This is a genomic window from Tsukamurella soli (genome assembly GCF_039541155.1).
Lineage (GTDB): Bacteria > Actinomycetota > Actinomycetes > Mycobacteriales > Mycobacteriaceae > Tsukamurella > Tsukamurella soli.
Genome location: NZ_BAABFR010000006.1, coordinates 1 through 24,108, shown reverse-complemented (window position 1 = coordinate 24,108; position 24,108 = coordinate 1). Strand labels below are relative to the sequence as shown.

Annotated in this window: 23 protein-coding genes and 1 pseudogene; 13 read left to right on the top strand and 11 right to left on the bottom strand. The window is 68.7% G+C overall.

The window, feature by feature from the left end; all coding sequences use genetic code 11:
* Window positions 1–7: 7 nt before the first annotated feature.
* Window positions 8–712 carry a dihydroxyacetone kinase subunit DhaL gene (gene dhaL, locus ABD908_RS03125; RefSeq protein ID WP_344990707.1) on the top strand — a complete coding sequence of 235 codons (705 nt, stop codon included), beginning with the start codon at window positions 8–10 and terminating at the stop codon, window positions 710–712.
* A 54-nt stretch (window positions 713–766) separates the two neighbouring features.
* On the opposite strand, the gene ABD908_RS03120 is transcribed toward dhaL, so the two are convergent.
* Window positions 767–1,546, bottom strand: a complete 780-nt coding sequence (locus ABD908_RS03120; RefSeq protein ID WP_344990704.1) for a GntR family transcriptional regulator — start codon at window positions 1,544–1,546, stop codon at window positions 767–769.
* A gap of 243 nt (window positions 1,547–1,789) precedes the next feature.
* Between ABD908_RS03120 and ABD908_RS03115 the strand changes: the two genes are divergently transcribed.
* The 9 genes from ABD908_RS03115 to ABD908_RS03075 all read left to right on the top strand — a co-directional run bounded on the left by ABD908_RS03115 (window position 1,790) and on the right by ABD908_RS03075 (window position 10,935).
* The gene (locus ABD908_RS03115; protein WP_344990701.1) at window positions 1,790–2,572 is read left to right on the top strand and encodes a class I fructose-bisphosphate aldolase; all 783 of its coding nucleotides are present in this window, start codon (window positions 1,790–1,792) and stop codon (window positions 2,570–2,572) included.
* A gap of 39 nt (window positions 2,573–2,611) precedes the next feature.
* Window positions 2,612–3,961 carry an FGGY-family carbohydrate kinase gene (locus ABD908_RS03110; protein WP_344990698.1) on the top strand — a complete coding sequence of 450 codons (1,350 nt, stop codon included), beginning with the start codon at window positions 2,612–2,614 and terminating at the stop codon, window positions 3,959–3,961.
* Window positions 3,962–4,035: 74 nt separating this feature from the next.
* Window positions 4,036–5,187, top strand: coding sequence for a TetR/AcrR family transcriptional regulator (locus ABD908_RS03105; RefSeq protein ID WP_344990696.1), 1,152 nt, complete (start codon window positions 4,036–4,038; stop codon window positions 5,185–5,187).
* A gap of 94 nt (window positions 5,188–5,281) precedes the next feature.
* Window positions 5,282–6,475: a lipid-transfer protein gene (locus tag ABD908_RS03100; protein ID WP_344990693.1), complete on the top strand. Its 1,194-nt coding sequence runs from the start codon at window positions 5,282–5,284 to the stop codon at window positions 6,473–6,475.
* On the top strand, window positions 6,472–6,936 hold the full coding sequence (locus ABD908_RS03095; RefSeq protein WP_344990690.1) for a MaoC family dehydratase N-terminal domain-containing protein: 465 nt from the start codon (window positions 6,472–6,474) through the stop codon (window positions 6,934–6,936). The genes ABD908_RS03100 and ABD908_RS03095 overlap by 4 nt, the downstream gene beginning before the upstream one ends.
* On the top strand, window positions 6,933–7,343 hold the full coding sequence (locus ABD908_RS03090; protein WP_344990687.1) for a MaoC/PaaZ C-terminal domain-containing protein: 411 nt from the start codon (window positions 6,933–6,935) through the stop codon (window positions 7,341–7,343). The genes ABD908_RS03095 and ABD908_RS03090 overlap by 4 nt, the downstream gene beginning before the upstream one ends.
* A gap of 42 nt (window positions 7,344–7,385) precedes the next feature.
* Window positions 7,386–8,213: an SDR family NAD(P)-dependent oxidoreductase gene (locus ABD908_RS03085; RefSeq protein WP_344990684.1), complete on the top strand. Its 828-nt coding sequence runs from the start codon at window positions 7,386–7,388 to the stop codon at window positions 8,211–8,213.
* 5 nt (window positions 8,214–8,218) lie between these two features.
* Window positions 8,219–9,376 carry an acyl-CoA dehydrogenase family protein gene (locus tag ABD908_RS03080; protein WP_344990681.1) on the top strand — a complete coding sequence of 386 codons (1,158 nt, stop codon included), beginning with the start codon at window positions 8,219–8,221 and terminating at the stop codon, window positions 9,374–9,376.
* A 38-nt stretch (window positions 9,377–9,414) separates the two neighbouring features.
* A complete protein-coding gene (locus ABD908_RS03075) occupies window positions 9,415–10,935 on the top strand; it encodes a long-chain-fatty-acid--CoA ligase (protein WP_344990679.1) in 1,521 nt (506 codons plus the stop codon).
* Window positions 10,936–11,150: 215 nt separating this feature from the next.
* Here the strand turns inward: ABD908_RS03075 and ABD908_RS03070 are convergent, their stop codons facing one another.
* Together ABD908_RS03070 and ABD908_RS03065 are read right to left on the bottom strand one after the other, a co-directional pair.
* Window positions 11,151–11,450: a hypothetical protein gene (locus tag ABD908_RS03070; RefSeq protein WP_344990676.1), complete on the bottom strand. Its 300-nt coding sequence runs from the start codon at window positions 11,448–11,450 to the stop codon at window positions 11,151–11,153.
* Window positions 11,451–11,720: 270 nt separating this feature from the next.
* Entirely contained in the window at window positions 11,721–12,293 is a 573-nt protein-coding gene (locus ABD908_RS03065) for a hypothetical protein (RefSeq protein WP_344990673.1), read from the bottom strand.
* Window positions 12,294–12,628: 335 nt separating this feature from the next.
* Between ABD908_RS03065 and ABD908_RS03060 the strand changes: the two genes are divergently transcribed.
* Entirely contained in the window at window positions 12,629–13,831 is a 1,203-nt protein-coding gene (locus ABD908_RS03060; RefSeq protein WP_344990670.1) for an iron-containing alcohol dehydrogenase, read from the top strand.
* A 107-nt stretch (window positions 13,832–13,938) separates the two neighbouring features.
* Here ABD908_RS03060 and ABD908_RS03055 read toward each other — a convergent pair whose 3' ends face one another.
* Window positions 13,939–14,556 carry a TetR family transcriptional regulator gene (locus tag ABD908_RS03055; protein ID WP_344990667.1) on the bottom strand — a complete coding sequence of 206 codons (618 nt, stop codon included), beginning with the start codon at window positions 14,554–14,556 and terminating at the stop codon, window positions 13,939–13,941.
* A 127-nt stretch (window positions 14,557–14,683) separates the two neighbouring features.
* Between ABD908_RS03055 and ABD908_RS03045 the strand changes: the two are divergent.
* Window positions 14,684–15,498 (top strand): annotated as a pseudogene (locus ABD908_RS03045) (SDR family NAD(P)-dependent oxidoreductase).
* A 356-nt stretch (window positions 15,499–15,854) separates the two neighbouring features.
* On the opposite strand, the gene ABD908_RS03040 reads toward ABD908_RS03045, so the two are convergent.
* From ABD908_RS03040 to ABD908_RS03015, 6 genes are all read right to left on the bottom strand, one after another.
* Complete coding sequence (locus tag ABD908_RS03040) at window positions 15,855–16,196, bottom strand: site-specific integrase (protein ID WP_344990660.1); 342 nt, start codon at window positions 16,194–16,196, stop codon at window positions 15,855–15,857.
* Window positions 16,197–16,439: 243 nt separating this feature from the next.
* Window positions 16,440–16,862: a hypothetical protein gene (locus ABD908_RS03035; RefSeq protein ID WP_344990658.1), complete on the bottom strand. Its 423-nt coding sequence runs from the start codon at window positions 16,860–16,862 to the stop codon at window positions 16,440–16,442.
* 325 nt (window positions 16,863–17,187) lie between these two features.
* The gene (gene nrdE, locus ABD908_RS03030; protein WP_344990655.1) at window positions 17,188–19,371 is read right to left on the bottom strand and encodes a class 1b ribonucleoside-diphosphate reductase subunit alpha; all 2,184 of its coding nucleotides are present in this window, start codon (window positions 19,369–19,371) and stop codon (window positions 17,188–17,190) included.
* 39 nt (window positions 19,372–19,410) lie between these two features.
* Window positions 19,411–19,872, bottom strand: a complete 462-nt coding sequence (gene nrdI / locus ABD908_RS03025) for a class Ib ribonucleoside-diphosphate reductase assembly flavoprotein NrdI (protein WP_344990652.1) — start codon at window positions 19,870–19,872, stop codon at window positions 19,411–19,413.
* Window positions 19,869–20,120, bottom strand: a complete 252-nt coding sequence (nrdH, locus tag ABD908_RS03020) for a glutaredoxin-like protein NrdH (protein ID WP_344990649.1) — start codon at window positions 20,118–20,120, stop codon at window positions 19,869–19,871. The genes nrdI and nrdH overlap by 4 nt, the downstream gene beginning before the upstream one ends.
* 425 nt (window positions 20,121–20,545) lie before the next feature.
* The gene (locus tag ABD908_RS03015) at window positions 20,546–21,091 is read right to left on the bottom strand and encodes an NADPH-dependent FMN reductase (protein ID WP_344990646.1); all 546 of its coding nucleotides are present in this window, start codon (window positions 21,089–21,091) and stop codon (window positions 20,546–20,548) included.
* A gap of 136 nt (window positions 21,092–21,227) precedes the next feature.
* Between ABD908_RS03015 and ABD908_RS03010 the strand changes: the two genes are divergently transcribed.
* On the top strand, window positions 21,228–21,833 hold the full coding sequence (locus tag ABD908_RS03010; RefSeq protein ID WP_344990643.1) for a TetR/AcrR family transcriptional regulator: 606 nt from the start codon (window positions 21,228–21,230) through the stop codon (window positions 21,831–21,833).
* A 21-nt stretch (window positions 21,834–21,854) separates the two neighbouring features.
* Here ABD908_RS03010 and ABD908_RS03005 read toward each other — a convergent pair whose 3' ends face one another.
* A complete protein-coding gene (locus tag ABD908_RS03005; protein WP_344990641.1) occupies window positions 21,855–22,757 on the bottom strand; it encodes an SDR family oxidoreductase in 903 nt (300 codons plus the stop codon).
* Between the last annotated feature and the right edge of the window lie 1,351 nt (window positions 22,758–24,108).

Sequence of the window (24,108 nt, the reverse complement as noted above, 5' to 3'; positions counted from 1 at the left end):
GATGACCATGAACACACCAGCACCGACGAACACCCTCCCCGACGCGTTCGGCCGGGACTGGGTCACGGCGATGATCCACACGGTGCTCGGCACCGGCAGCAGCAGCGACGGCGCCGCCACAGCACTCGGAGAGCTCGACCGCCGTGCCGGCGACGGCGACTTCGGCACCAATCTCACGTCGGCCTTCACCCGGGTCACCGACGAGGTCTCGGGGTCGAACCCGCACACCTACACCGCGTGGCTCACGGCGGTGTCGCGCGGCTTCCTCGGCACCGGCGGCACCAGTGGCCCCCTGTTCGGCATGTTCTTCCGTGACCTGGCCCGATGCACCGACTCGCCGTCGCCGACCGTCGCCGAACTGGCCGACGGCCTGACGCGCGGCGTGGCGACCGTGCAGCGGTACGGCAAGGCCGCGGTGGGGCACAAGACGATGGTCGACGCACTCGCTCCCGCAAGCGAGACGCTGCGCGCGCAGGTCGTGTCCGACCAGCCCGGCACGGACGCCCTCGCCGCGGCTGCGGCCGCGGCGAAGGACGGTGCGCTGAGCACGCGCGACATCACCGCCCGCCGGGGCCGCGCCTCGTACGTCGGCGACGTGGCGAAGGGTGTCCTCGACCCGGGTGCGGTCGCCGCAGCCCTGATGATCCAGTGCGCCGCCCAGGCAGCCGAGGGGAATGCCGGCGCGGTCGACGCGTCCTGGTCGCACAGCTGAGGCGAGCCGGGACACGCTGAGGGGCAGGTGACCCACCTGCCCCTCAGCGCCGCGCTACCGACCCGCCCCGAGATCGACCGAACGGACGTCGACCTCCAGCGGGATCACCCCGCTGCGCACCCACGTGTCGTACACGTCGTACCGGGTGCCTACCGCGGTCCACGACGTCGAGCGGATGTGCAGCATGGGCTCGGTGGTGCCGGTGCCCAGCGCCTTCGCCACCTCGGGCGCCGGATGCGCGGCGCGGACGGTGCGGTGCGCACCGCCGAGCTCGAACCCGGCCTGCGCCAGCAATGTCGTAAGGGACTCCGTCCCGTCGAGGACACCGCCGGCGGCAGCCAGAACCGGGACCAGAACGGGCGGACTGTAGTTCGTGCTGTACAGGGCTGGGGCGCCGTCCAGCGATCTCACCCGCACCAGCTCGAATCCTCGTTGCCGCCCATCCGGTAACTGCAGAGCACGGGCGATGTCGTCGGGCAGATCTACCGCACCGGATCGCAGCACCCGGGTGGTGACCGCGCGATGCTGATGCCCCACCGCGTTCTCGAGGAAACCCTCTCTGCCCTGGATCATCCAGCCGACGTCGTCGGTGGGCGCACTGGCGAACACCCCGCGATTGGGGATCCGCTGCACGGTGCCGCGCGACTGCAGATAGCGCAACGACTGACGGACCGTCGCCCGCGAGAGCCCGAAGGCGAGACACAGCTCGTTCTCGCTGGGCAGCCGCTCGCCGCGCGCTATGACACCCGTGGCGATGCGCTGCTCGAGGAGCGCCGCGAGCTGCTGGTAGTAGGGGACCTCCGACTGTCGGTCGATCGCCTCGTCGCCGCTCATCCGGTCCCTCCTCGTGGGTGTCGACGCCGTGCGGTCCTCAGCGCCCGGGCGGATATTCGAACCGATCCTATGCGCGGAACGGACACATCGTCTGCGACATGAATGCCGCGTCGCACGATCCCCGATCCCTCCTCGCGGTCGTCGCGCCGGCCGGGCCACTTGCCGTTCTGTGACTCAGCCCATATAGTACTTACTGTACGGACAGTACGTACAATTCAGAACCCGAGGGAACGGAAATACACAATGAGCATGGAATACCGGATGCGGCGCACCCTGCCGAGCAACCGCGCGGCGATCATCCTGCCCGTCGACCACGGGCTGATCTTCGACCGCATCGAAGGTCTGGAGACGCCGTCTGCGCCGTTCCCCGCGTGGGCCGACTCCGACGTGACCGGGTTCATGATGACGCCCGGGCAGGTCAAGCAGACCGAGAAGTTCTTCGCGGCGCGTCCGCATCTGACCCGGGTGCTGACCATCGACACCTACTACGACTTCGCCGTCCTCGACGGCGGCGGAGTGCACGAGCTGATCACCACCGTCGAGGAGGCCGTGCGGATGGGCGTCGACGCGGTGAAGATGCTGTTCCCGTGGAACATGTCCCGCGCGCAGCAGGCCGCCCTGTGCCACCGCGTCGGCACGGTGATCGCGGCCTGCGAGGCCTGGGACATCCCACTGGTGCTCGAGCCCGTGCTGATCGGTGCGCCCCGGTCCGAGGAGACCATCGCCGAGGAGGAGCGGGTCGCCCGGATCGCGTACGACCTCGGCGCCCACATCATCAAGATCGCGTTTCCCGGTGAGGAGCGCACCGCCCGCCTGGTCGAGGAGCTGAAGGTGCCGCTGGTGATCGCGGGCGGCCCGAAGACCGGCGAGGTGTCGGACACCGTCGACGCGGTCGCGGGCACCCTGCGCGCCGGTGCCCGCGGTGTCATCGTGGGCCGGGGCATCTGGCAGCGCGACCCCGCCGACGGTGCCCGCGCCCTGAAGGAGATCGCCGCCCTCACGCGCGCCGTCAGCTTCGCCGACTGACCCACCCGGATCACCCAGCAGAATCAGGAAGACACGAGCATGAGCACAGGCCGGGACGGACGTGCGCCGGTGGTGTGCGGTGTGGATATCGGCAGCACCAACACCAAGGTCGTCGCGGTCGACCCCGCCGGCCTGGTCGTCGCCCGAGCGCGCCGCGCGACGCCCCGGCAGGCGGCTCACCCCACCGTCGACGCCCGCCGGCTGTTCGATGCGATCGAGGACATGATCGTCGAGGTCTGCGCCGACGTCTACGCCGTCCACGCGGTCTGCGTCGCCGGCGTCGGGGAGGACGGCATGCTCGTCGACGAAGAACTCGCGCCCCTCACCCCCGCGCTGGCCTGGTTCGACCCGCGCCGCGCGGACGTCTTCGCCGAGTTGGCACCTCGGCTCGCCGACCACACCGGGCTGTGCACGGACGACGACCCCGCGCGCACGCTCGTGGGCTGGCGGTGGGCGATGGACCAGCCGGGCGCGGCACGAGCGAGAGCGTGGCTCTCGCTCACCGACTACGCGCCCGCCGCGTGGACCGGAAGAGCCTTCCTCAGTGACACACTCGCTGCCCGCACCGCCGCGTGGGACGGACGCGACCGCAGCTGGATCGACGCCCGGGTGCGGCTCGGGCTCGGCCGGGTCGACCTGTTGCCGCCCGTCGTGCACGCCGGGGCGATCCTCGGCGAGCTCCGGTCCGGGCGGCTCGAGAGCGCCGGGGTCCTCGCCGGCCACGTCGCGGTCGTCGCCGGCGGGCACGACCACCCGATCGGCGGATGGGGCGTGGACCTGGTATCCCCCGGCGCCGTCCTCGACTCGATGGGGACGGCCGAGGTCGTCGTCGCCCAGGCTCCCCGGCCGGGTATCGCCCACCGTCGAGATCTCGACGTGGCGCCCGGCATCCGATCGACCGGAACCACCGTGCTCAGCGTCCAGGAGCTCGCCCGCAACGTCGAATGGGCCACCGCCAGCAGCCCCGAGCTGGCCACCCATCTGCGTGCCCTCATCGCCGGCGACCTGGACCCGGACGTGCACATCTACGAGGCTGCGTTCATCCCCGGTGAACGCGGAGGGGCGGCACCACGCTTCACCGCGGACGCGCCCACCTCGCCGCTGTCGCGCGCCTCGGCGGTCCTGGGCGGTCTCGCCCGCATCGGCCTGGCGGCGCAACGCACCGTCGCGGCCTGCCTCCCCGGCAACCCCGCGATCTACGCGGCCGGTGGGTGGTCGCGCTCCCCGGGCTGGGTCCAAGCCAAACGCGAAGTCACCGGCGCAGAGGTGATCGTGGTCCCCGAACCACAGGTGACCGGCACCGCCGCGGCGCTGCTCGCCGCCACCGCTGTGGACTGGGCCCCCGACCCGGGCCTGGCGATGGGGCTCGAGGCGCGCGCGAGCGCCTGAGACGCCGCTCCGCCGACGGCCGCCGAAATCCGGGCCTAGTCTTAACCGACGTTCACATACCTCGGGAGGCGCCCATGGATACCAGCCCGGCCACCGTCCGACGTCGGCCGAAGAACCGCAAGGAGCAGATCCTCGAGTCCGCTCGCGCGCTGATCGTGGAGCTCGGGTACCGCAACGTGTCGATGGCGCAGATCGCCGACCGGGTCGGCATCACCGCGGGCGCGCTGTATCGCCACTTCGCCAACAAGTCGGTGCTGCTGGCAGCGGTCATCGAGGATGGATTCGCCGACGTCACACCGGAGTTCGGCCCACGCGTGCGCCTCGCCGAGGCCCTCGGCGAGAGCTGCGAACTCGCGGCCACGCACCGGGATGTGGGCGCGCTGTGGTGGCGCGAGGCGCGCAACCTCCCGGACGACCTGCAGGACACGATGCGCCACCGCCTGCGAGAGATCAATCGCCGGTATGCCGAGCTCATCGAGATCGACCGGCCGAACCTGCGAGACGGACAGGCCGAGGAGCTCGCGTGGGGGGTGCAGGCGGTTCTCGCGAGCCCGAGCTCGCACACGTCACGCATCCCCGACGCCCAGTTCGCCGCACTCCTGACCGCTGCCTGCACAGCGCTGTGCGCGGTCGAACTCGACGCGCCGACACCGCTGCCCGCACGACCCGCATCGCGACTCGAGCCGGTCTCCATGCGCGAGAGCCTGCTCGGGCACGCCATCGTCCTGTTCGGTGAGCGCGGGTACGAGGCGACGGGGCTGGACGACATCGGTACCGCCGCCGGTGTGTCGGGCCCCAACCTGTACAGCTATTTCGACAGCAAGGCGGACATCCTCCAGGCCGCCGTCGAACGAGGCACGAGCGCACTGTGGCTGCTGTTGCACGCGGTGTTGCGCGAGAACGAGAAGCCGCAGCCCGCGCTCGCCGATCTGGTCCGCGGATACGTCGAATTGGCTTTGAACCGAACTGTTCTGACGTCTCTCCTGCAGAGCGAGCAGGCGACCCTGCCGACCGTCGCGCGCGCCCGACAACGCGAATACGTCGCCGAGTGGGTCGCGTTGCTCCGTGCCTGCCGGCCGAACCTCGACGAGACCCCGACGCGGGTGCTCGTGCACACGGCACTGAGCGTCGTGCACACCCTCGCGCGCATCGAGCACCTGCCCGCGAACGCATCCTTTCCCGCCGATGTCACCGCGATCGCGCTGGCGGTGCTGTTCGCGCGCTGACCGCCCCGCCCAACACCCGACGACGGCTTCCCCCTTCCCAATGAAGTGAATATCCGTTAAGGTGTTTTACATCACCCCAACGGAGAGGATGGCGATGACCACCGATGTTCACATAGCCGGCGTGGGGATGATCCCCTTCACAAAACCCGGCAGGAGCGCCAGCTACGCGGAGATGGGCGAGTCGGCCGCGCGCGCCGCACTCGCCGACTCCGGGCTGGCGTACAGCCTCGTGCAGCAGGCCTATGTCGGCTATGTATACGGCGACTCAACTTCCGGGCAGGCGGCACTCTACGGTCTGGGCCAGACCGGGATCCCGATCGTCAACGTCAACAACAACTGCTCGACCGGGTCCTCGGCGCTGTGGCTGGCCCGGCAGGCGGTCGCGAGCGGCACCGTCGACTGCGCCCTCGCGCTCGGCTTCGAGCAGATGGTGCCCGGCGCTCTCGGGTCGGTGTTCACCGACCGTCCCGGCCCCATGTCGCGGCAGGAGGCGATCCGGGACGAGCTGCAGGGTACCGACCCGATGGCGCCTATGGCGGCGCAGTTCTTCGGCGGTGCCGGTCAGGCCTACGTCGACGAGTTCGGGATCGACCCGGCCGTCTTCGCCGAGATCTCGGTGAAGGCCCGCAGGCATGCCGCGAACAACCCCAATGCGGTGTTCCGCGACCCGGTCACCGTCGATGAGGTCCTCGCGTCCCCGACCATCTACGGCCCCCTGACCCGCCTGCAGTGCTGCCCACCGACCTGCGGCGCGGCCGCCGCGGTGGTCTGCAGCCCCGAGTTCGCGCGCCGGCACGGGCTGAACGCCGACGTGGTGATCCGGGCGCAGTCCCTGACCACCGACGGCGTGAGCACCTTCGAGTCGAGGGACATGCGCCAGGTCATCGGCTACGACATGGCCGTCGCGGCCGCGAATAATGTGTACGAGGCGGCCGGCATCGGCCCCGAGGACATCCACGTGGTCGAACTGCACGACTGCTTCACCACGAACGAGTTCCTCACGTACGAGGCGCTCTCACTCACCCCGGCGGGCACCGCCGAGAAGTTCATCCGCGACGGCGACAACACCTACGGGGGCCGGGTGGTCACGAATCCGTCGGGCGGCCTGCTGTCGAAGGGACACCCCCTCGGCGCGACCGGCCTCGCACAGTGCGCGGAGCTGGTGTGGCAATTGCGTGGGCAGGCCGGAGCGCGGCAGGTCGACGGTGTCGACCTCGCACTGCAGCACAACCTCGGGCTCGGCGGCGCGTGCGTGGTCACGCTCTACCAGAAGGTGGACGCGCGATGAGCCTGGACCGGGCCGCGATCGGGCGCGAGTTCGCCCCCGTGTCACTGCTCGTCACCCGCAGCCGGTTGCGCGACTTCGCGGAGGCCACCGGCCAACTCGACCCGGTGTACACCGACGTCGACGCCGCGAAGCGGGCCGGGCACCGCGACCTTCCGGTGCCGCCGACGTTCCTGTTCGGAATCGAGCTCGAAGCGCCGAACCCGTTCGCCTTCCTCGCGGACCTCGGTGTCGACCTGCGCACGGTACTGCACGGCGAGCAGCAGTTCGACTATCACCGGATGTGTTATGCCGGCGACGAATTGACGGCGACAAGCCGAATCACCGACATCTACGAGAAGAAGGGCGGACTGCTCGAGTTCATCGTCAAGGAGACCACGGTGATCGACCAGGACGGCGCCCGCATCGCGGAGATGCGCAGCGTCACCGTCGTACAGAACCGCCCCGGGAAGGACCCGTCGTGACCACGTTCGACCCCGAGGTCGGCGCCGAACTGCCGCCGCTGGCCATCGCCCCCATCTCCCGCACCTCCCTCGCCCTGTTCGCGGGCGCGTCCGGCGATCACAACCCGATCCACATCGACCTGGACGTCGCCAGAAGCGCCGGCCTGGGCGACGTCTTCGCACAGGGCATGCTGTCGATGGCCTACCTCGGCCGACTGCTCACCGACCTCGTGCCACAGCAGCGACTGCGCTCCTATCGGGTGCGGTTCGCGGCCATCACCCCGGTCCACGCCCGGCCCACCTGCACCGCCACCGTGACGTCGATCGACGAGCTGAACGGCGAACGGCTGGCCACGCTCGGCCTCGAGGTCGTGCTCGACGACGGCACGGTCACGCTGCTCGGCGAGGCCGTCGTCGCACTCGACTGATCATCCACTCCCCCTCCCACCCCGAAGGAATACCGAGACATCATGGGAAAGCTCGACGGAAAGACCGCCATCGTCAGCGGATCGGGACGCGGCATCGGCCGCTCCATCGCCCGTACCCTCGCGCGTGAAGGCGCCAACGTGGTCGTCAACGACCTCGACGCCGACCCCGCGCAGGCCGTGGTCGACGAGATCACCGCCGCCGGTGGCACGGCGGTCGTGTGCGCGGGAAACGTCACCGCACCCGACTTCGGCGAACGGTTCGTCGGCACGGCCACCGGGGAGTTCGGCGGCCTGGACATCATCATCAACAACGCCGGCTACACGTGGGACACCGTCATCCAGAAGATGGGCGACGACCAGTGGGACGCCATCCTCGACGTCCACCTCAAGGCGCCGTTCCGGATCCTTCGGGCCGCGCAGCCGGTGATCAGCAAGGCTGCCAAGGCAGAGAAGGAGGCGGGCACGCCGGTACACCGCAAGGTGGTCAACATCTCTTCCATCGCCGGTCTGTACGGCAACGCCGGGCAGGTCAACTACTCGTCGGCGAAGGCTGGCATCGTCGGCATGACCCGCACCCTCGCCAAGGAGTGGGGCCGCTACAACGTCAACGTGAACGCGGTCGCGTTCGGCTTCATCGAGACCCGCCTCACCGAGGTCGCCGCCGACGGTGACGCGACCATCGACATCGAGGGCCGCGAGATCCGGGTCGGGATCAACCCGCAGCTGCTCGCAGCGATGAAGGCGATGATCCCGCTCGGTCGCCCGGGTACCCCGGACGAGGCCGCCGGCTCGGTCGTGATGCTCACCTACCCCGAGTCCGACTACGTCAGCGGCCAGATCGTGGTCACCGGCGGCGGATTCGAGGGATAACAGACATGTCCGTCACCGCCTCCTACATCTCCCCCTGGCGCGATTCCGACATCGTCGCGCTCGGTGAGCTCGCCGACGGGTTCTTCGAGCGGGAGCTCACCGAGCACCGACAGCGATGGGAGCAGCAGCACTACGTCGACCGCGACGTCTGGATCAAGGCCGGCGCGCTCGGGCTGCTGTGCTGCTCCATCCCCGAGGAGTACGGGGGCGGCGGAGGGACGTTCGCCCACGACCTCGCCGTCGTCGAGGCACAGGCCCGTGCGCTGGACACCGGCTTCGGCAACTCCGTCCACAGCGGCATCGTCGCGCACTACATCCTCGCCTACGGAACCGAGGACCAGCGTCGTCGCTGGCTTCCCGGGATGGCCACCGGGCACACGATCGCTGCTGTCGCGATGACCGAGCCCGGTGCCGGTTCGGACCTGAAGAACATCAAGACCACAGCCGTTCGAGACGGCGACCACTACGTGATCAACGGCGCGAAGACGTTCATCTCCAACGGATCCCAGGCGGACCTGGTCGTCGTGGTCGCCAAGACCGATCCGACCGGCGGGGCGAAGGGCATCTCGCTGCTCGTCGTCGAGACCACCGACTGCCCGGGATTCACCCGGGGCCGGATACTCGACAAAGTCGGTCAGCACGGCGCCGACACCTCCGAGCTGTCGTTCCAGAACGTGCGGGTGCCCGTTGCGAACCTGCTCGGCGGCGTCGAGGGTCGCGGCTTCGGTCAGCTGATGACCCAGCTGGCTCAGGAGCGCCTGCTCATCGGAGTCACCGCGGTCACGACGATGGAGGCCGCGGTCTCGGAGACGGTGCAGTACACGAAGTCACGAAATGCATTCGGGCAGAGCATCTTCGATTTCCAGAACACCAAGTTCACCCTCGCCGAGTGCCACACGGTCACGAGCGCGGCGCGGGTGTTCATCGACTCGTGCATCGAACGGCACCTGCGCGGGCACCTCGACGCCACGACGGCGGCGATGGCCAAGTGGTGGCTCACCGAGCAGCAGTGCCAGGTGATCGACCGCTGCGTCCAACTGTTCGGCGGCTATGGCTACATGCGCGAATACCCCATCGCCCGCATGTACGCCGACGCACGGGTCCAGAAGATCTACGGCGGATCAAACGAGGTCATGAAAGACCTTGTCGCGCCGTCACTTTGAGCCGAACCCGTCACCATCATCGTCATTGAGGACCCGTCATGTATCTCACGCAATCGCTGCACCGCTGCCTGCAGCAGAGCCCCCACGCGACCGCAACCGTCTGCGGTGATCGCACGGTCACGTACGCCGACACCTACCACCGGGTGGCGGCGCTCGCGGGCGGGCTGCGCGAACTCGGCGTCGCCTCGGGCGACCGCGTCGCCATCCTGGCGCTGAACTCCGACGGCTACCTCCAGACGATCCTGGCCGTCGCATGGGCCGACGCGGTCATCGTGCCGGTCAACACCCGGTGGAGTATCAAGGAGATCGCCTATTCGCTGGTCGAGGCAGACGTCCGAGTCCTGGTCGTCGACGACGCATTCAGCGCCCTCGTGCCGTCGCTGTCCGAACTGTGCCCGAACCTGTCGTCGATCGTCCACGCCGGGGACGGCGCCGCCCCCGGCGGAATGCTGTCGTACGAGACGCTCATCGCCACGTCGACTCCCGTGCCCGACGCGCACCGCAGCGGCGACTCCCTGGCGGGGATCTTCTACACGGGCGGTACCACCGGCTTCCCGAAGGGGGTGATGCTGAGCCACCGGAACCTGTTCGTGTCCGCCACCGGGTGCGCGGCCATCGGCACCTGGACCACCGGCGGGACGGTCCTGCACGCCGCGCCGATGTTCCACCTCGCCGACCTCGCCTCCGTCATCGCACACCTGATGCTCGGCGGCACTCACGTGATGATTCCCGCGTTCAACCCGATCGCCACGCTCAGGGCGATCGCCGACCACGCCGTCACGGACGCCCTGCTGGTCCCCACGATGATCCAGATGGCGGTCGACCATCCGCGCAGATCGGACTTCGACCTGTCGAGTCTGCGCACCATCGTCTACGGCGCATCACCCGCGTCCGAAGCCCTGCTCTCTCGCGCCCGCGACGCGTTCCCTGCGGCGAGATTCATTCAGGCGTACGGCATGACCGAACTGTCCCCGGTCGCCACCCTGCTGCTCGACGAGGATCACGACCATCCCGTCCGGCGCCGATCCGCGGGGCGCGCCGCCCCGCACGCGCTGGTCAAGATCGTGGATCCGGACGGGGACGAGGTCCCGCTCGGTGAGTTCGGGGAGATCGTGGTCTCCGGGGACCACGTCATGCTCGGCTACTGGAAAAAGCCGAACGAGACCGCCGCCGCGATCCGCGACGGATGGATGCACACCGGCGACGGCGGCACCATGGACTCCGACGGCTACGTCTTCGTCGCCGACCGAATCAAGGACATGATCATCTCGGGTGGCGAGAACGTCTACTCCATCGAGGTGGAGAACGTCATCGCCAAACACCCCGCGGTCGCCCAGTGCGCGGTGATCGGCGTCCCGGACGAACAGTGGGGTGAGCGCGTCCACGCCGTCGTGATCCTCGCCCCCGGCGCGACGCTGACGCTCGAGGAACTGCGTGAGCACAGCAAGCGGGAGATCGCCGGTTACAAGGTGCCCCGCAGCCTCGCGATCGTCGACGGCCTACCGATGTCCGGGGCGGGGAAGATCCTCAAGCGCGAGCTCCGGAAGGTCTTCGCGTGACGCACCGGAGGTGCTGACGAGCGGTGTGGCTGTGCGAGACCGGGGCCTGGCCCCCGATCGTACGTGCACAGCGCGAACCCGGTGGGCGTCGAGTGGCTCGTCGGCATGGTCGAGCGGTACGGGCCGGGCGTGCGGCCGGTAGCGACTTCTACCCGATCAGTGGTCGACGACGCCATCAGCCGGCACACCGCGGTGTCTCAGTTCGGCGCCCTGCGCTACTCGGCGTCGCCGATGAGCTCCAGGCGCTGGTTCACCCGAGCCAGCGCCTCGTCGAAGACCTCCACCTTCTCGCCACGTCGTTCGTTGGCCGGCTGGGCGGCGCCGCGAGCACCCTCGGCTTCCACGCGTGCCGCACCCTGACGCCGCAGCAGGCTGAAGTTCTTCTCCCGCGCTCTCCTGAGCCGACTCTGTAGATCCCGCAGCGACTTCTCGTCCAGGCGCTCGAGGACGTGCGGATCGGTCTCGTCGATCAACGAGTTCTCCTGCTGGGTCAGGTTCACATGCTGGTTGCTCATCCTTGATTCATAGCGTGCGCCGCCCACTCCGCGTGGCGAACCGCCGGACGGCACGCCGAATCGTCACCCACAGGCAGCTTCACGTTCACATCGTCAGACGGCTGAGGACGCGAATTCCAGGAGCCGCTCCCGGATCTGCCTGGGAACCACATGGAGAGCCAGCCCGAACCATCGACGTGAGCACGACGATCGACGGGTCTACGCGGCTTCGGTCACCGCGTGGCTTCCACGTTCCGCCCGGTGCTCGCGTTCGGCAGCCGGCCCGTCCGCTCACGACGTGGTGCTGGCGGTGGGCCCCAGGGTGAAGCTCTTGACCGTGGTGCCCGACGAGGTGACGGCGGTGACGGTGCAGCGGGTTCTGGCGGCGTCGACAGCGCAGGTGCCCGACCAGATGTCGTCGGTGTAGGTGAGGCTGCTGCCCGCCCGCAGCGCAGGGAAGCCGGATGCGCTGATCGGTTCGGTGGTCACCCCGTTGTCGCCGACATTCTGCGCGGTCAAGAACGACGACCGCGACGAGGTGGAGAACCCGGCCGCTCCGCCGGTGTTGATCGATGCCAGGTCGGCGCGGCCGACCCCGGCCAGTGCACCGAAGCACTGCGCGTAGGCGAACTCGCCTCGGGAGATCACCACGATCCGACAGAGCAGACCGCTCGGAGAGGTGAACTGGACGCCCGCACCGCCGTAGGTGCTGTACGTCTGGAACGGCTTCGGGTCGACCGCGTGATAGCCGGAGTAGCCGGGCGGTGCCGCCGCGGCGGAGGGGGCGACGGTGCCGACCAACGCGCTCGCCGCGGCCGCGCAGAGTAGGGCTCGAACGACAGCAGTGGGCGGTCGGGAAGTCATGCCGGTCAGGCTACGGGAATCCGCGACCCGGGACGGGTGAAGGCGCAGCGTCGCAGGTCTTTCTCAGCGCGGCCGCGGCGCCGGCCGACAAGCCACGGCGGACCTGTTCGCGACGCGGGATCAGGGACCCCGGAGTGCGGAGACATCCAGTCGAGTTCCCCGACCCGACACGGCACGATATATAAACAGCATAATATATATTGCACCAACGATATGGACCCCACATACCGGGCACCCCGGTAGCGTGCACGCTGGTCGCCTCGCCCGCGGCGTCCTACCGGACCGCGGGCCCCGCGACGACCTCACCAATCGGAGAAACCTGTACAGGAGAATCCATGTCGCAACTCGGCGTACTTCGTCTGCCGCGGACCATCGATTTCGGAGTGCTCGCACGGCACACCCTCACTCTGGCGGTGACGTCGTACGGCGACCGCGCGTTGATCGTCGTCGACCCGTTCCTCGCGACCACGGCCGAATTCGAGGATGCGGTGAGCAGGCTTCGAGATGTGGGAGTCGGGGTCGAGATTCAGTCCGGCATCGAGCCCGAGCTCCCGGTCGAGACGCTCCACTCGGCGGCCGACTCGGCGAAGAAGTTCGGTCCCGACGTCATCGTCGGGTGGGGCGGCGGAAGCGCGCTGGACGCCGCGAAGCTGATCGCATTGCTCGCCGCGCACGGCGGGACGTTGCTCGAGTACTACGGCGAGAACCGTGTACCGGGACCGGTGGTGCCGCTGATCGCCGTTCCCACGACCGCTGGTACCGGTTCGGAGGCCACTCCGGTCGCCGTGGTCGCAGACTCGAACAAGGCGCTGAAGATCGGCGTATCCAGCCCTCACCTCATCCCCAGCGTGGCGATCGTCGACCCCGAGTTGACGATCGGGGCGCCCCCCAAGGTGACGGCCTACTCGGGTATCGACGCACTCGTCCACGCCGTCGAGTCGTATACCGCGAGGAGCCTCGACGTGAACCTGGCGGAGACGATGCCGGTCTCGGTCGGGCAGAACCGCCTCAGTGACCCGCTGTCGCTCGAGGCGGCCCGACTCATCGGGCCCGCACTCGAGACCGCAGTCGCCCGCCCCGGCGATATCGAGGCGCGCACGGCGATGGCTCGCGGAAGCCTGCTTGCCGGAATGGCCTTCGGCAGCACCGGAGTCCACCTCTCGCACGCGATCCAGTACCCGCTCGGAGCACTCACCCACACCCCGCACGGTCTGGGGACGGGCATGATGCTGCCGTACGTGATGGAGGTCTGTGCTCCCGTGGTTCCGGACCGCCTCGCCGAGATCGGCGAAGCCCTCGGTGTCGGAGCGGACGGCGCCGAGGCGATCAACCGCGTTGCGGAGATCGGTGAGCGGATCGGACTTCCGAGGAAGCTCTCCGAGATCGGGATCCAAGCCTCCGACCTGCCGCAGATCGCGGAACTCACCCTCGAATCCCGCCGCCTCACGAACATTGCTCCGCTGCCGGTCGACCTGGCACTCATCGCCCGCATCCTCGAGGCCGCGTTCGAGGGCGACCGAACCCTGCTCCGCTCCTGAAATAGAGGATGCCGCGGGTCGCTCCGTGCGACGGCCCGGCGGAGACCGTCGTCCGCGCGTATGGGGCGGTCGCGAGCACGCCGCGGCCCTGCACGCCCCCTCATCCTTCAATCCGAGATCGCCGCGACGAGGAGTGCACGAGCCCGCGACCAGTGGACGGAATGCTCCGGTTCGATCTCCAACGAGGCCATGACGACAAGGCCGCGCATGGTGGCGACGCAGGTGAGGATCCAATCGGCGAAGTCTGCGCGAGCGGCCAACTCGGGGAGCACCTGCGCGGCGATTCCGACCGTCAGCGCGTGCGCATACTCGGTCGCGGCCGTGACACCTCGACTCAGCGCGGGGTCGGTTCGCGCGGCGACGATCAACTCGGTCACGACGTGGGCGATAGGTAGGTTGTGGACCTCCCACAGCATGTCGAGCACCCGTTCGCAACGCTCGAGCACACTGTCGGGCAGAGTGGCGGAGCGTTCCAGAGCCTGCTCGACCAGTTCGGCCGCCAACTTGAGGAGCGCAGCCTCAACCAACGCCGCCTTGGTCGGGAAGTGGTGCTGCAGCGCCCCTTGGCTCACGCCGGCACGTCGTGCGACCGCACGGACGGACGTGCCGGCGTAGCCGCATTCCTGCAGGATCGCGATGGCCGCCTCGAGAACCGCTGCGCGCGACGCTGTCGGATTCCGCGCTGCCCCGCGGGTCCCTGCATCTGCGCGGACAGTGTCTGCCATACCGACAGCGTGCCACACCACGACGGCCACCAAGTCGATGACTTGACATCACCTGCCGTGCACGCAACACTCCAAGTCGTTGACTTCTCCAAGCCGGACGGGTCGAAGCGCACGAGGGGGATCGTCAATGGTCGACAGGTTGACGGGCAAGGTCGTGGCCATCACCGGAGCCGGTCAAGGGATCGGCGCCGACGTCGCGCGACGGCTCGTCGCCCGAGGCGCCGAGGTGGCACTGCTCGACCGTGTCGCGGAAACGATCGAAGATCTGGCCCGAGAACTCGGGGCGGGCGCCGCCGCGTTCGTCGCCGACGTGACCGACGACGCCCAGGTCACGGATGCGATCAACGCCGCCAGCGCCACTTCGGCCGCCTAGACGTGGTGGTCGCCAATGCGGGTGTGATGGATCCGTCGGCTACCGTCGCGGAGACGACCTCGGCGCAGTTCCGACGGCTGCTCGACGTCAACGTCGTCGGCGTCTTCCACACCGTCCACGCGGCGTTGCCCCACCTCACGGAGTCGCACGGATACGTCCTGTGCGTGTCGTCGGTCGCCGGCCTGATCCCGGTGCCGACGATCGCCTCGTACGTGGCGAGCAAACACGCCGTCGACGGGTTCGCGCGGAGCCTGCGTCTGGAACTGGCGACGGCGGGCGTGGACGTCGGTATCGCGTACTTCGGTGTCATCGACACCCCGATGGCCACGACCGCCATCGCGCACGTAGCGGACGTCTGGGCCGCGATGCCCGGCCCGATCGGACGACCGGCCCCAGTGGGCGACGCAGGGAGGGCGATCGTCGAGGGCATCGCCCGCCGCGCGTCTTCGGTGTACGCGCCGAGCTGGCTCGCCGGAGCGCTCCTGAGCACCCGCGGCGCGGCGGGCATCTTCGAGAGGATCGCACGTCTGCACCCGGCTGTCCGCGCCCTCGTGTCCGCGGACAAGTGAGGAGCTCGACGACGAACACCACCCATCTTGGGGCGATTCACTGGTGCTGCCGTGCAGGGCGACCCTGCGCAGCCGGCTGATGAAGTCCGCGCCCAGCGAAGCGCTCGCCGATAAGGGGCTCGTCACTATCCACGGTGTAGTCGCGGTCTGAATCCGCCTGCCTCCAGCAGTGATCGGGTGCGCTTCGTCGTCGTGCGAGTAGGACATGAAGACGCGCGGTGCGTGTGTGGACTCTGGCAAGTGATGCCATTCTTTCTCGAGGTTCTGAATTCGAAGACGCCTCCGCTGATGCCTCGGCAAGGCGGTCCGCAAGGTACGCGCTCAGCGCGGCTCGCCCGACACCCGTACGCGCTCGGTCAGGTCGGTGACGACTCGATCGCGGTGGCGATCACCGCTGCGTCGAGTACCGCTACTCGCTCATCGACGGGCGTCCCCCGGCCCGATGAACGCAGCGGGTTGACGGCCGGTTCGCTGATACGTCGGGCGAGGGCGGCGTCCGCTCCGCGGGCGGCAACGATGTAACGCTCTGCGGCTTCGGAGGTCCTGTGGCGAAGGAGCTGCTTCATCTCGCCGAGCGTCGCACCCACGACCGCGGCGATCGTGTTCCCGGTCCTGCGGAGGTCGTGCAGCGTCAGGTGTTCGAGGTCGCACGCACCCAGATGGAACCGGCGGTCGAGCGTGACGTACCCACAGGGCATGTCGACAGTGCGCGTAGTCGGGAAGAGCCACCACGGTTCCACTGCCGCCCTTGCCGTTCCATATGCCGCCACAGCGCGGTGTGCAAGTGCGGCGGAACCACCCCGGACTCCGCCTTCCCGTCGCTCGCCTTCGTATCGGGCTCGATCATCGGGGCACCGCCCCGTCCTCCGACCACGTGTCGGCGCAGCTGCAGACGGACGACCGGAGCGAGCGGCGACGCGGTCCGGTCGCTCGGTCCACGGTCACGTCATCGAGCTGCAGGCCGAGGATCTCGCCGGCGCGCAGCCCACGTACCACGCCGCCAGCTGGACAGCCACGGCGAGGTACGTGGGCATCGCGGCCGCGAGTTCGTCCACCTCCGCAGGAGTGGCGGTCTGCGGCTCGCGAGCCGGACGGTCGATGAGCAACCCCGTGATCCGCAGCGGGGACACGTCGATCAGGTTCATGTGCACCGCGGGCTTCAGCATGGCGTGCAGCACCGCGTAGGTGCGGACCCGCTGCGTCGGGGCGCCGGGGCAGAGATGGTTCTCCATGTCCCGGTACCACTGGTCGCAGCGCTCACGGGTGAGTTCGTCGATCGGGATGTCGCCGAGCTCCGGGTTGATGAAGCGGCGCACCCTGGACGCGGAGATCACGCGGTGGTTGTCGCTGGGGATCGTCTCCATCCAGACCTCTGCCAGCTAAGAGACGGTGAGGACCTGGGCGCGAGCGGCGTCGGCCTCCGCCTACTCCGCCGCCGCCTGCTCGGGACTCTTCCATCTGTTCCGCTCGATGTCGGACTGGACGTCGGCGAGCCAGGCCGATGCGGTTCCCGAACTGTCGTGCCATGCCCGCGCCCTCCCGCGTGCCATGTGCCAACTCCCGTGCCACGTACGCGCCACCATCGGTGCCCATTCCTGCTCATCGGGCACAAGAGTTGCTACGCGACCCCCGTAACAAAACACTGGCCAGAGGATGTTTCCCCTGGCCAGCGCATCGTCTAGAACATGCTTACAACATGCAGGACACGCAGCCCTCGACCTCCGTGCCCTCCAGCGCCATCTGCCGCAGGCGGATGTAGTAGAGCGTCTTGATCCCCTTGCGCCAGGCGTAGATCTGGGCGCGGTTGACGTCGCGGGTGGTGGTGGTGTCCTTGAAGAACAGCGTCAGCGACAGGCCCTGGTCCACGTGCTGCGTGGCCGCGGCGTAAGTGTCGATGATCTTCTCGTAGCCGATCTCATACGCGTCCTGGTAGTACTCCAGATTGTCGTTGTCCATGTACGGCGCCGGGTAGTAGACCCGGCCGATCTTGCCCTCCTTGCGGATCTCGATCTTGGCCGCGACCGGGTGGATCGAGCTGGTGGAGTGGTTGATGTAGCTGATCGAACCGGTGGGCGGCACGGCCTGCAGGTTCTGGTTGTAGATGCCGTACTGCTGCACGTCCGCCTTCAGCGCGCGCCAGTCACCGGTCGTGGGGACGTGGATCCCGGCGTCCGCGAACAGCGCCGCCACCTTCTCGGTGGCCGGCTTCCACTCGGCGTCGGTGTACTTGTCGAAGAACTCGCCCGACGCGTACTTGCTGTTCTCGAACCCGCCGAACGCGGTGCCGCGTTCCCGCGCGATGGCGTTCGACGCGCGCAACGCGTGGAACAACACCGTGTAGAAGTAGATGTTCGTGAAGTCGATACCCTCGTCGGACCCGTAGAAGACCCGCTCGCGGGCGAGGTAGCCGTGCAGGTTCATCTGACCCAGGCCGATGGCGTGCGAGAGGTCGTTGCCGTGCTCGATCGACGGCACCGAGGTGATGGACGTCTGATCGGACACCGCGGTGAGGCCGCGGATCGCGGTCTCGATGGTGGCGCCGAAGTCGGGGCTGTCCATCGTCTTGGCGATGTTCAGCGAGCCCAGGTTGCAGGAGATGTCCCGTCCGACATGCGAATACGAGAGGTCGTCGTTGTAGGTCGACGGTGTCGACACCTGCAGGATCTCGGAGCACAGGTTGGAGTGCGTGATCTTGCCCTGCACCGGGTTGGCCCGGTTCACCGTGTCCTCGAACATGATGTACGGGTAGCCCGACTCGAACTGCAGCTCGGCGAGGGTCTGGAAGAACTCGCGCGCCTTGATCTTGGTCTTGCGGATGCGCTTGTCCTCGACCATCTCGTGGTACTTCTCGGTGACGTTCACGTCGGCGAACGGCACGCCGTAGATGCGCTCCACGTCGTAGGGCGAGAACAGGTACATGTCGTCGTTGCGCTTGGCCAGCTCGAACGTGATGTCCGGGATGACGACGCCGAGGCTGAGGGTCTTGATGCGGATCTTCTCATCCGCGTTCTCGCGCTTGGTGTCGAGGAAGCGGTAGATGTCCGGGTGGTGCGCGTGCAGGTACACCGCGCCGGCCCCCTGCCGCGCACCCAACTGATTCGCATAGCTGAACGAGTCCTCGAGCAGCTTCATGATCGGGATGACGCCCGAGCTCTGGTTCTCGATCTTCTTGATCGGCGCCCCGTGCTCGCGGATGTTACTGAGCAGCAGCGCCACGCCGCCGCCGCGCTTGGACAGCTGCAACGCGGAGTTGATCGACCGCCCGATCGACTCCATGTTGTCTTCGATTCGCAGGAGGAAACAACTGACCGGCTCGCCGCGTTGCTTCTTGCCCGAATTGAGGAACGTCGGGGTGGCCGGCTGGAAGCGGCCGTCGAGGATCTCCTCGACGAGGCGGGTGGCGAGGATTTCGTCACCGTCGGCCAGCGTGAGCGCCACCATGCAGACGCGGTCCTCGAAGCGCTCGAGGTACCGCTTCCCGTCGAAGGTCTTGAGCGTGTACGAGGTGTAGTACTTGAACGCACCCAGGAAGGTGGGGAAGCGGAACTTCTTCGCGTAGGCACCGTCGAACAGCCGGCGCAGGAAGTCGCGGCTGTACTTCCCGAGCACCTCGGGCTCGTAGTAGTTCTCCTCGATGAGGTAGTCGAGCTTCTCGTCGAGGTTGTGGAAGAACACGGTGTTCTGGTTCACGTGCTGCAGGAAGTACTGCCGCGCCGCCTCCCGGTCCTTGTCGAACTGGATGCGCCCGTCCCGGTCGTACAGGTTGAGCATCGCGTTGAGCGCGTGGAAGTCCAGCTCGTCGTGGCCCGACGGTGTCGCGTGCACGCCGGAGCGGCTGGCCGATGGTGCGAGTTCTTCGGAGGTGGCGGTCATCGGCCGGTGCATCCTTCGTGTCGGTTTCGTATCGAGAGGTCAGGTGCGGGCGGCGTAGCCGTCCCGGGCACAGAGATCGGCGAGTCCGGTGCGGACGCGGGCGACGTCGTCGGCGGTGCCCATCAACTCGAATCGATAGAGGTAGGGGACGTGGCACTTGCGCGAGATCACATCGCCCGCGTAGCAGAACTCTTCCCCGAAGTTCGTGTTCCCGGCCGCGATCACGCCCTGGATCAGCGAGCGGTTGTGGGTGTCGTTCAGGAATCGGATGACCTGCTTGGGGACGTATCCCCCACCCGACACGGCGGTGGCCTGTCTGCCTCCACCGTACGTCGGGGTGATCAGCACGTAGGGCTCGTCGACGGTGACGGGGGCGTCCGTCCGCGCCACCGGGATGCGCAGGGAGCGCAGGCCCAGCTTCGTCACGAATCGGTGCGTGTTCTCGGACACCGACGAGAAGTAGACGACGAGCGGGGTGGACACGTCGAACGCTGGACTCAAGCGGTAGCGGCCACGGCCGCGAGCGCCTTGATGCGATCGGGCCGGAAGCCCGACCAGTGGGCCTCGCCGACCACGACGACGGGGGCCTGGAGGTAGCCGAGCGCCATGACGTAGTCACGCGCGTCGGGCTCCTCGGTGATGTCGACCACGCGGTAGCTGACACCGACCTTGTCCAGCGCCTTGTACGTCGCGTTGCACTGCACGCACGCGGGCTTGGTGTAGACGGTGATCTCGACGGACTCGCTCACTGAGGGCTCCTTCGCATATCTGACGTCTGGGCGGCCGCACCCTCTCGAAGGTGCTGACCTCAGTATGAACCGGGGGTACGACATGTTCTGCGCGTCGGCCCAGTAGTTCACCTGCGTGAATTCCGCCAGCCCGATCCGCCACCACACAGCATGCGCACCGTCTCCGGCGACGCACCCCTGCGGTGCCCGAAACACTACACCTGGTGTCCGCCCCCGCCTAGCGACACAAGCACTTGCGAACAACATCGATGGAATTTCGCGTCGGTAACACCGTTCTGCATCGTGAATCCCCAGGACACGCCGAGCACGACGACACGCCGATAGCCGACGTAACGATGTAGCCCCGGACAGCCTGCGGACGCCGCAGGCCGGCGACACCCGGATACCCGGGCGCCACCGGCCTGTGGACGTCTCGTGCGTGTCGGTCAGGCCTGCGCCGGCTCGGCGGCCAGGACGTTGCCGATGACGCTGCGCAGCCCGTCGGCGACGGCCGCGTGCTCACGGGGCGATTTGCCCTCGAGCGACGCGACGGTGAACTCGGCGACCGCGCCCTGCGGCACGACGCCACCGGCGATCGTGATGGCGCGCTCGGCGTCACCGAAGGTGGTGTCGAGACGGTGGCCGATGCCGACGATGGCGCTGGGCTTGCCCGTCAGCGAGCTCTCACCGTAGGGGCGCGACGCCCAGTCGATGACGTTCTTCTGCACGGCGCTGATCGTGCCGTTGTTCGGGGGCGCGACGAACAGCAGCGCGTCGGCGGAGGCGATCTGCTCGCGCAACGCGACGGCGGCGGCGGGCGCCTCCGCACCGTCGATGTCCTCGTTGTAGAACGGCACGTCGGCGATCCCCTCGGCGATCGCGACCTCGACGCCCGCGGGGGCGGCGGCCTGAGCGGCGACGGCCAGCTCGCGGTTCAGCGACCCCTTGCGCAGCGAACCGACGATCGCCAGAACCTTCTTGGATTCAGCCATGACTTGAAACTCCTCGACACTTCTGCGGACACGCCGTGCGTCTGCACGGCCTACTTCGTCAAAGCTAACGGACCGTGGTCCGAATGTATTCCGGGCGCGGCGCCGACTCCGTCACCACGCACGGTATCGTGGCGAAATGCCCTCACCGCCGATCGTGCCCCTGGCCGGGCCCGGCTCCAGCGAGCGCCGCGACGCGGTACGCAACCGCGAGCTGCTGCTGGCCGCCGCCGAACGGCTCATCGCCGAGCGTGGGGTCGACGCGGTGAGCATGGACGAGGTCGCCTCCGCGGCCGGCGTCGGCAAGGGCACCGTGTTCCGTCGGTTCGGCTCGCGCGCGGGGCTGCTGCAGGCGCTCCTGGACCGCAGCGAGACCGAGGTGCAGCGGACGTTCATGTTCGGTCCCCCGCCGCTGGGCCCCGGGGGACCACCGCGCGATCGCCTGGTCGCGTACGGGCACGCGCGCCTGCGACTGGTGGCCCGGCACGGAGACGTCCTGGTCGGCGCCGAGCAGGCGACCCGGGACCCGTTCGCCGTCCCCGCGTGGCGGGTGTCGGCGACGCTGGTGCGCTCACTGCTCGCCGAGGCCGGGTTCGACGGTGACCTCGACGTCTGGACCGGCATCCTCATGTCGGCGATGAGCCCGCTGTGGACCACACACCAGCTGCGCGACGTGGGCGTGAGCTTCGACCGCCTCGCAGACGGATGGACCGACCTCGTCCACCGGGCGCTGCGCCTGCCCTGACGACGGGGCCGCACGGCACCGTCACCCCCGGCCCGAGTTCCCCTCCGAGATGCGGGCGAGGTAGGTGAACCTGTCGTTGGCGACCCGCATCGCGATCTCGTAGGGCAGCGCGAACTTGCGCTTGACGAAGTACCCGAACCGGGTGTCGGCCGACGTGAACACCAGGAACCGGTTGTGGCGCACGCCGTCGACGATGCACTGCGCCACCTTCTCGGGCGACACCTTCGGGAATCCGTCGATGCCGCGCCGGACCTTCGGATTCGCGCGGTCGACGCCGTTGATCTCGACGGTATTGACCAGGTTGGTCTCGACGCCGCCCGGGCACACCACGGATACGCCGATGTCGTGCCGTCGCAGGTCGTAGCGCAGCACCTCGGACACGCCCACCAGGCCGAACTTCGCCGCCGCGTACGCCGAGTGCCACGGCAGCGCCAAGAGTCCCGCCGCGGACGAGACATTGACCAGGTGGCCACCGCGCCCGGCGGCGATCATCGGCGGGACGAAGGTCTCGATCACACCGATCGGCCCCATGAGGTTGACGTCGACCGTCTTGCGCCACTGCTCGTGGGTGAGGTTCTCAACGGTGCCCCACACGGAGATGCCGGCGATGTTCATCACCACGTCGAGTGAGCCGAGCGCCTCGTGCACGTCGGCACCGAAGGCGCTGACCGCCTCGTAGTCGGAGATGTCGAACGCGCGGTGGGCGAGCACGGTGCCGCCCTGGGCGGCCACGAAATCGACGACGGCGCCGAGCCCGACCTCGTCGATATCGGTGAGGACGAGCTCGGCGCCGTGGGCCGCGAGCAGTTTGGCGGTGGCGCGGCCGATGCCGCTGGCCGCGCCGGTGACGAGGACCTTCTTCCCCTCCAGGTCCCTCACCGGCGGTGCCATGTGGACGAGTCGGGCGAACGTGGGCAGTGCCATACCGCCCAGCTTGCCAGACCCTGCCACCCGCCTATCGGGTCGCGACCCGGGCCGGCCGGCATCGCTGCGTCGGCCGGGCCGTCGGGCCCCTAGGAGGACAGACCGGGGAGGAGCGAGCTGGCGCCGAGCACCGCCTTGATCACCTGTTGCGCCACGCCGGGTCCCTGCGAGGCCGCCAGCGAGTTGAACGCCTGCGGGTCGGTGAACATCTTCTCGATCAGCTGCTGGCCGGCGGTGCTGGTCACGAACTGCTGCGCCTGCGGCGCCATCTGCTGGATCATCGAGGTCAGCTGGCCACCCGACACGAACGTCGGCATCTGCGGCATCTGCAACGAGCCGAGCCCCGGGATATCGACCGAGGGCGCGGGCTGCGTGACCTGCTGCACCACCTGCTGGACGCCACCGCTCGAGCCACCGCCCAGCATCGGCACGCCGGCCACGATCGGCGAGGTGGTCTGGCCGGTGACGCCCGCGACCGACGGGACGATCGGGGACTGCACCGGGGTCACCGTCGGAACGGTGGCGGTCGGCAAGGAGACACCCGTGCCCGTGCCGGTGGTGCCCGGCGTCGGGATCGTGATCTGCGGGACCGTCGGCACGATCGGATCCTGCTTGATCGGCTTGGCGACCGCACCCGCCGGCGTGACCTTGCCCGTGAGGTACTGGATCAGGCCGTTGGTCAGGGCGACCGCGTACTTGGTCTGGCCGGCCTTGGTCCCGAGCGCGGCGGCATCGTCGGCGTTGTTCAGGTTGCCGAGGTCGATGTACACCTGCGGGATCGACACCAGCGACGGGACGGCGCTCTGCGTCTGGGCGATGCCGTTGGTCCCGCCCAGGTATGTCCCCGGGGTGAAGCCGGCCGCGGCCTCCGCGTTACGGACGATCTCGGCGGCCTTCTGGCCCGCGCCGGACTGCGCGGCGGTCACCGCGGGGTCCGTCACGCCGGCGGCGGGGGTCTCGAGCAGGAAGCCGTGACTCGACGCGTCCTGCGCGACGGTGTCGACGGTGACGGCCACGTCGGCCTTCGACGCGTTGGCGGCCGCCGCCCGGGAGTCGACGCAGCCCGCGAACGAGGCGTCGTCGGCGCGACCGAGCACGACCTTGGCACCCTGGCTCTGCAGCGCGGACTCGACCATGCGGGCGACGTTGTAGTTGATGGTGTGGCCCGCGACGCCACTGGCGGTGGTGGTGGTCGGCGGCAGGCAGGCGGTCGTACCGCCGCGCCCGTTGGGCACCTGCCGCGACAGGTCGGCCTGCACGCCGCCGGCCGAGCCCGCCGCGTCGAGGAATACGGCCTCGCCGGCCAGCGCGCCGCCGGGCTGAGAAGTCGGATCGTAGCCATGTCGTTCTG